The organism is uncultured Kiloniella sp., assembly GCF_937128705.1.
In the GTDB taxonomy this organism is placed as follows: Bacteria; Pseudomonadota; Alphaproteobacteria; order Kiloniellales; family Kiloniellaceae; genus Kiloniella.
The window spans coordinates 1-7260 of the sequence record NZ_CAKZMP010000303.1 but is presented as its reverse complement, the minus strand read 5'-3'; the positions used below and the strand labels follow the sequence as shown (position 1 = coordinate 7260).

The window sequence follows — 7260 nt, the reverse complement described above, 5'->3', positions numbered from 1 at the left end:
GTATCTCCTTGTGCCACGGCCCATGCGCAATAACCGCCATACTGAGGCGCAAAGGCTTCGGGCGTTGCAACGAAGCTTTCCAGATTTTCCTTACTCGAAAAATACCATGTCGCGCCCATCCATTCTGTCGTGTGGTCTTTGGAACCTTCCACTGGTTTGCCAGATTTAAAGTAAGCAACGGGATCATAGCCATTGATAGCAAGGGAGGAAATAAAGCTGGTGTAAACAGGGTCTTGTGCAGCGAATGACGTCGTTGGGACAGTTGCCCAGCTACTCGCAATTCCAATTGCTGCGAGCTTTATAAAGTGGCGTCTGTTCATAGAGCGAGGGTAGGTCATTCTTCTCTCCTTTAATCTTTGCCTAACAAGATAAGCAGCAAGAAGATAAAGTGCATATCACATTATGTTGAGATCATGGCCTTTGAGCTGTGGGCAGCAGCTCGGAGATTTTATTTGCTGGTTTATTTGGTGAGTTGTTTAACGGGAAAAGAGAATTTAATCAGGTTCGTCTTTGTACAGTCTGGCCAGACTTGATTTAATGTCCCCGGATTAGGATTGAGCAGAAAGATTTCGAATGACTTCCAAAAGAACACGGCTTCGGGAACTCGGGATAAAAGTTGGTGCATTGCCAGTTGGTCCTTGGAATGCAATCACGGATGTGCCGGGCATCGAGGTTGGGCACGCAACAGTACAAGAAGATACGCCATCGGTGCTTCGTACAGGTGTTACCGCAATTCTTCCATTGGGAAAAAACAAACTCTGGAATCATGGTGTCTTTGCCGGATCAAGTGTTTTTAACGGCTATGGTGAAATGACGGGCCGCGGTTGGTTGGAAGAAGCCGGGCAACTGTCATCACCAATTCTTTTGACGTCCTATTATGGCGTGGGAGCTGTTCATCGGGGTATCAATCAACTTTGTGATGACAAGGATACGCATAGTGGGACGCATCCTATTGTTGCGGAGACTTGGGATGGTTGGTTGAGTGACCCCAATGCTTTTGCGTTGACGACAGAGCATGTCGCCCAGGCGATGAAGGATACGCAGGCTGGTCCGGTGAAAGAGGGCTGTGTCGGCGGTGGAACAGGAATGGTTTGCCACGATTTCAAAGCGGGGATTGGAACGTCTTCTCGACAGGTGAATGTTCTGGGGGAAACCTATACCGTTGGCGTGTTGGTACAGGCCAATTATGGGGACCGCAAAGATTTTCGTATCAATGGCGTTCCTGTTGGGGCGCAGATTACAGAGGAAGAAGTACCTGTGCCAGATCGAAAACGGGTTCCTCATGTAGAAGATGGATCAATTATCATTATTGTTGCGACTGACGCGCCTCTGTCATCGAAACAGTGTGACCGACTAGCCCGTCGGGCAACCTTGGGATTGGGGCGTACAGGTGGATTTGGTCATAATGGAAGCGGTGATTATGCGATTGCTTTCTCTACGGGGAATATCCTGAAGCTGCGCGAAGAGGGCGTGCATGAGCACTTAAAAATTGTGCCGGAAAAAGATATCAATCCTCTTTTCCACGGTGTGGTTGAAGCCACGGAAGAAGCCATCGTAAATTCACTTTGTATGGCGGTAACGACATGTGGGTATAAAGGACGTGTTGTGCATGAGCTTCCATTAGAGCGTGTGGCAAATATGTTAAGATAATATCTGATTCTTAAGTGTATGGTTAAAAAGGATATTTATCGAAATAAGGTCATCAAAAATCAGTAAAACTGTCATCATTAATTGATATCGATTCTCACGATAAAAAGTCATTATTTGATTACATTGTGAGAGTGTTATGATTACTGCTATTAAATCTCGAATTGATATCAAACTGATTATCGCGTTGATAACAGTGCTGGTTCCTCTTATGGCTGGGCTACTCTTCGGGTTTGAGCTTCTGATGAAAAACATGATGAAAAAAGAAGAAGCCCGGACCCAACTTTTACGCGAAATGAATCAAACGTTACGGGCAGAAATTACTGATCTGCAAACCCGTTATCTTTCTATCGGAACCGATCTTGAAGTTAATGCCTCTAAAGAAATAGAGACTTGGGCTCTTTCCCAAGGGGCTAGCGTAACCATTCATGACGGTCGGAACGGTATTAAGGCCCGCTATAAAAAAAGAAACCAGCGCAGGGACCTGTCCAAAAACGGTTTTTTTGTGCTGGATGAGGGGTCGGGGAAACCTTCGGTATCTCTTGGTGTGTTTGCGGGCAGTAAATATCAGGACAAGGTAAAGGAATTTCGCTTTGATAAACTTGTTCTCGCAGACATCGAGCGGGAAGTGGCAAGGATTTCCCAGGAAAATTCTGGTGATGATGCTTTAGGACAAAAAGTCTTGTCTCTTAAAGGTATACTGGCTGACGCGACGCTAGAAGCAGAACAAAAACGTATCGCGATCCTTCAACATGTTGATGTTATTCGCGAAAAGGATGAGGAAGTGAAGGCCTTTGCTGATCTGGCTCTTATGATTTCAATCAGCCTTGGCGGCATGGCTGTTGTACTCATTCTTGGTGTAATCTTTGGTGTAAATCGTAGTCTGGTGACACGATCATTGGTCCGGTTACAGGCCGCAGCCCGTGAAGTTGCTGATGGTGGAAATGTTCAGTTACGGGAAGCAAGTCGTATTGATGAAATAGGTTCTCTTGCCCGTGGGGTCGAGCGATTCCAGCAGGCAAGGGATGAAGCAGCTGTCTTGCGGGAAGAAAACGAGAGAGAACGTTTACGCAATCAAAAAGCTGTCGAAGACAGACTTGTTACTGTGGCATCCCAGCTTGAAAGTGGCATGAATTCCAGTGTGAAAAGCGTTACCTTGCACGCGGATGATTTAGCGATCATGTCTGATCAGCTACAAAATTTTGCAACTAATACCAACCAACAGGCTGGTGAGACGATTGAGCTGGCAGATATCAATGCCAAAATGGCGGGTGAAATCAGAGAACTTTCTGAAAATCTTGTCTCTTGTAGCTCGGAAATGTCAGAAGCCGTTGATCAGCAGATTAAGCTGACGTCTTTGGCTACGAAAGATACCAAAGAGGCACATTCCACTGTTGAAGACCTGTACGAAACGGCTAATCAGGTGGAAGAAATTATTGAAATGATTCAGAAAATTGCTGGTCAAACGCATTTACTGGCTTTGAACGCAACCATTGAAGCTTCCCGGGCCGGGGTTGCCGGGGCTGGTTTTGCTGTTGTTGCTGAAGAAGTAAAAAAGCTGTCTGCGGAAACCTCTCAAGCGACAGATGCCATTGCGGTCAGGGTGAAATCTATCCGGGATGTATCTGAACAGGCAGCGAAAGGTATTACCACCATCGAAGGGCGTATCAATCAGGTAGATCAATCAATGCGCGGTCTGGTGCAGCTGTTTGAAGCTCAGTCAAATGCATCTACCGGGATTGCCCGTTTTGTGAAAGATTCTGTAGAAAATGCGAACAAGGTTTCTGGAAGTACAGCAGCCATGCGGGATGCGTCGCGAACCACAGGTGATGCAACTGATAAGTTGATGAAAACATCTGATATGATTAAGTCAGCGTTGGGCCATATGCAAAATGATCTAAGGCTGATTTTAAATGCTGCGTCATCGCCTGTTTAGGGATTTGCAGATGATGAATTCAACTTAATGTAGAATGGTTCCTCGCCGTCATATATCCTCTCTAAATAAATATGAAATTTAGGGAGCGATATCATGGATCTCAAATTGGGACCGATTTTGAATCTGAGAGCGACGGAAGAGGACTTTTGGGATCTATCTATATTGGTTGTGTCAAAGACACCAACCTCTGACTTGAACTTCAGGTTGGAAAAAGGGGAATGTATCTCTCGTTCAACTTTATATGAAACCAAAGGTTTTATTGCGTCGCGATTTGATGTCCGTGTGGCACGTGAAAAAGAAGCCGTAGAGGTGAAGTATTTCCTTGGGTTTGATTTTTGGATATTCAATGTTCCGGCCCGGGACACTGATCCCCAAATGACTTTCCTTTCCTGTAATGGCTTTTCTGCCCCGAGTGAAATCAAAAAAGTGGATGACAAAAATGCCATGTGGAAGGCTTTGCTCTTCCAGCACAGGGTAATGCCTTATAATTTGATGATTATGGGTGGGGATCAGGTCTATGCAGATGAAATATGGGAACGGTGTTCCGAGATTAAAAAGTGGGTTGAGCTACCGCGTAGCAAGCGACGGGAACGCAAGTTTACAAGTCTGATGCGGGATCAGGTCGATCGCTTTTATTTTGACCTTTATTGCCAGCGCTGGAAACAACCCGTTGTGGCTGAGGCGCTTGCCTCTATCCCTACGATCATGATGTGGGATGACCATGACATCTTCGATGGTTGGGGGTCCTATGCCGCCGAAGATCAGGAGTGTGAGGTCTATCAGGGAATTTTTAACATAGCGCGGAAATATTTTGCTCTGTTCCAGCAGCAGCTTTCGATATCAGAAGATGAAAAACATCCGTCTGCTTTACCGACCAAGGGGTTTTCAACAGCTCTAAGGGTTGGGAATTATCTCGTTTTATCACTGGATACGCGGACGGAAAGAACACAAAAACAAGTGCTTTCCCGGGAAAGCTGGGATTTGATTTGGCATCATCTAGACGATTTGCTGCCAGTCAATGAAGGGGGACCAAAGCATCTGCTTTTTGTATCGCCAGTGCCTGTTGTTCACGCAGACTTTGGATCTATAGAAAGCTTGATGGGATGGCTGCCCGGTGAACAGGAACTTGAAGATGATTTAAGAGATCATTGGCAGAGCCCAAATCATCGGGCTGAACGCTTGCGGATGATCCATAGATTACTCGGGCTTATGTCAGATAAATCCTGCCGTGTGACTATTCTGTCCGGCGATGTTCATGTCGCCTGTCTGGGGGTTATCGAAAGCGAACGCGGCGCACCTGCACATGGTCGATCAAAGGTTATCAATCAGCTCACAGCGTCCGGGATTGTTCATCCTTCTCCACCCAAGTTGATGGGGTGGTTGTTAACGCAATTGAGCAATGAAGTCGAGCCGATTGAACAGGGTATTACAGCGCGAATGATGGAATTACCAACCCAGCGGAAAAAATATATACTCGCCCGAAATTTCCTGAGTTTAGAGCCGGATAAGGAAAATCGCTTGTGGGCAAATTGGTATGTCGAAGGTCTGGATACACCTGTTACTAAGGTAATCCATGCGATTGAGTGATATCAGCCCGAAATTCCCTATTCAGGAAAATCCGGACTCAGAAAATTTCCGGCTCATAAATCTTATGGAGACTGTCAGCCTTACACAATGCGTGTGACGTATTCTTCGATCATGGGGTGTGCGGGACGTTTCTGGTAGCCTTTTTCCGTAATACCGCGAAGGATGAAATCTGCTGTTGTCCGGTTACAGGCCACAGGTGTTTCATAGAGAGTTGAGATTCTGATCAAGGCTTTGACGTCAACGTCGTGTGGTTGGGGCGTCATAGGGTCGACGAGAAAGAACAGAGCGTCCAGTTCATCGTTTGAAATAAGTGCACCAATTTGTAGGTCACCACCAAGCGGCCCGCTTTTGAACGCGGTTATGTCATGTTCGGGGAGGTTTTCAGTCAACAGACGGCCGGTGGTTCCGGTGGCAACAATGCGAAACTCTTTTAGTTGTTCTTGATTTTCGTCGGCCCATTCCAGAAGCACAGGCTTCATGCGGTCATGGGCAACCATTGCAATCGTACGTTTGGGACTGTTAGCAGAACTGCTGGACATTATTATCTCCTTGTTAGGTGGGCATAATATCGCGTTAATAGAGGCCATTGTCCAAGGAATTTTGTGACGATATCAGCCAATCTCGTACACGCTCTGCCTGGGGGCTTAATGGTTTGTGGTTTGGCCATAAAACCCAAAAATCCCCACCAAAATGGACTGGTTTGTCATCCAGCTTTACCAAAAGACCATGTTCAACCAAATGATCGACCAGATGCCACCAGCCAAGGGCAACACCACCGCCGGCCAACGCAGCTTGGATAACAAGGGCATAATCGTTCAGGCGTAATCCTTCGCCGTAATCTTTCCAGACCAAACCTTTGGCTTGAAACCAGTTATGCCAGTTTGGCCGATCCCGGTAAGGTTCTTCCAGATAGATAAGTCGTCGTTTTGAAAGCTCAATGGCGTCTTTTGGGCGACCGTTCTCGGCAAGATATCGGGGGCTGGCAACCGGATAGACTTCTTCACTGGCAATCTGAATGGCATCGTGACCGGGCCAGTTGCCTATACCGCGCCGTATACCCAGTGGAATCCCTTCAACTGCAGGATCTATATCCTTGTCGGTTGTTTGCAATCGGAGATCAATCTCTGGGTTCTTAGTTCGGAGCGTCCCCAACCTTGGCACGATCCAATAGTTGGCAAAGGCTGTAGAGCAAGAAAGTGTTATGCTGCCCTCGGTATCCGAGCGAGAGAGTTCTTCGGCAGAACGGTGTATATGGCCAAGGCCCATGGTGACATCATTATGAAAGCGTTTACCCACATTTGTCAGTTCAACGGACCGATGCCCTCGGTAAAAGAGTTGTACATTCAATGCACTTTCAAGCTGTTTGATCGCATAACTTATGGCGGCCTGACTAACATTGAGCTCTTCTGCGGCCCGGGCGAAGGATAAATGTCTGCCCGCCGCTTCAAAGGAGAAGAGGGATGCTGGGGATTGGATAAGTGATTTTAATTTTCGCATAAATTAAACTTAGCCTGAGAATAAGATTTTTAGCCAGTCACAACTATATTGCATAAGTATAGCATATGCCTATTCCTATTATTCTCGGAAGAAAGTAAGGCAATGGGACAGTCAGTTGATCGTGTCGATAGTAATGAGCATCGGGTGGGAAGAGCCCGAAATCGTGGTCGTGCAGCGAGACAAGCAAGTCGTATGGATGGGGCAGGACAAAATTTACACCTGCAGACTCCTTTTATAAAACGTAACATTCCAACCTATGATCTTCTTGACGAAGAAAACCTGATCAAGATTGAGAAAGCTGCTGATACCATTCTGGCAGAGATAGGTATTGAGTTCCGTGAAGACCCTGAGACTGTGGAACTATTTCGAAAAGCTGGCGGGCAGGTTACAGATATTTCCGCGGAAGCCTGGAATATCAAATTCGAACCCGGCATGATTCGAGAACTTCTCAAGACCGCACCCGAACGCTTTACCCAGCATGCAAGAAACCCGGCGCAATCTGTTGAGATCGGTGGTAATGCCATGGTTTTTGCCCCGGCTTATGGCTCGCCTTTTGTGATGGATATGGATAAGGGGCGGCGTTATGGAACTCT

General features: G+C 46.6%; 7 protein-coding genes. 4 read left to right on the top strand and 3 right to left on the bottom strand.

What is annotated here, in order from left to right; translation table 11 throughout:
- Positions 1–338 (bottom strand): YHS domain-containing (seleno)protein (locus Q0241_RS15155; protein ID WP_299378956.1); only part of this gene is annotated, 338 nt, incomplete at its 3' end.
- 235 nt (positions 339–573) lie between these two features.
- Between Q0241_RS15155 and Q0241_RS15150 the strand changes: the two genes are divergently transcribed.
- The 3 genes from Q0241_RS15150 to Q0241_RS15140 all read left to right on the top strand — a co-directional run bounded on the left by Q0241_RS15150 (position 574) and on the right by Q0241_RS15140 (position 5170).
- On the top strand, positions 574–1650 hold the full coding sequence (locus tag Q0241_RS15150; protein ID WP_299378954.1) for a P1 family peptidase: 1077 nt from the start codon (positions 574–576) through the stop codon (positions 1648–1650).
- Positions 1651–1786: 136 nt separating this feature from the next.
- Positions 1787–3583 (top strand): methyl-accepting chemotaxis protein, encoded by a 1797-nt coding sequence (locus Q0241_RS15145; RefSeq protein ID WP_299378952.1) that lies wholly within the window; start codon positions 1787–1789, stop codon positions 3581–3583.
- Between the two features lie 93 nt (positions 3584–3676).
- Complete coding sequence (locus tag Q0241_RS15140) at positions 3677–5170, top strand: alkaline phosphatase D family protein (protein WP_299378950.1); 1494 nt, start codon at positions 3677–3679, stop codon at positions 5168–5170.
- A gap of 80 nt (positions 5171–5250) precedes the next feature.
- On the opposite strand, the gene Q0241_RS15135 is transcribed toward Q0241_RS15140, so the two are convergent.
- Together Q0241_RS15135 and Q0241_RS15130 are read right to left on the bottom strand one after the other, a co-directional pair.
- Entirely contained in the window at positions 5251–5709 is a 459-nt protein-coding gene (locus tag Q0241_RS15135) for a methylglyoxal synthase (protein WP_299378949.1), read from the bottom strand.
- A 34-nt stretch (positions 5710–5743) separates the two neighbouring features.
- The gene (locus Q0241_RS15130) at positions 5744–6667 is read right to left on the bottom strand and encodes a LysR substrate-binding domain-containing protein (protein ID WP_299378947.1); all 924 of its coding nucleotides are present in this window, start codon (positions 6665–6667) and stop codon (positions 5744–5746) included.
- Between the two features lie 102 nt (positions 6668–6769).
- On the opposite strand from Q0241_RS15130, the gene Q0241_RS15125 reads away from it, so the two are divergent.
- A partial coding sequence (locus Q0241_RS15125) for a trimethylamine methyltransferase family protein (RefSeq protein ID WP_299378945.1) occupies positions 6770–7260 on the top strand: 491 nt, incomplete at its 3' end.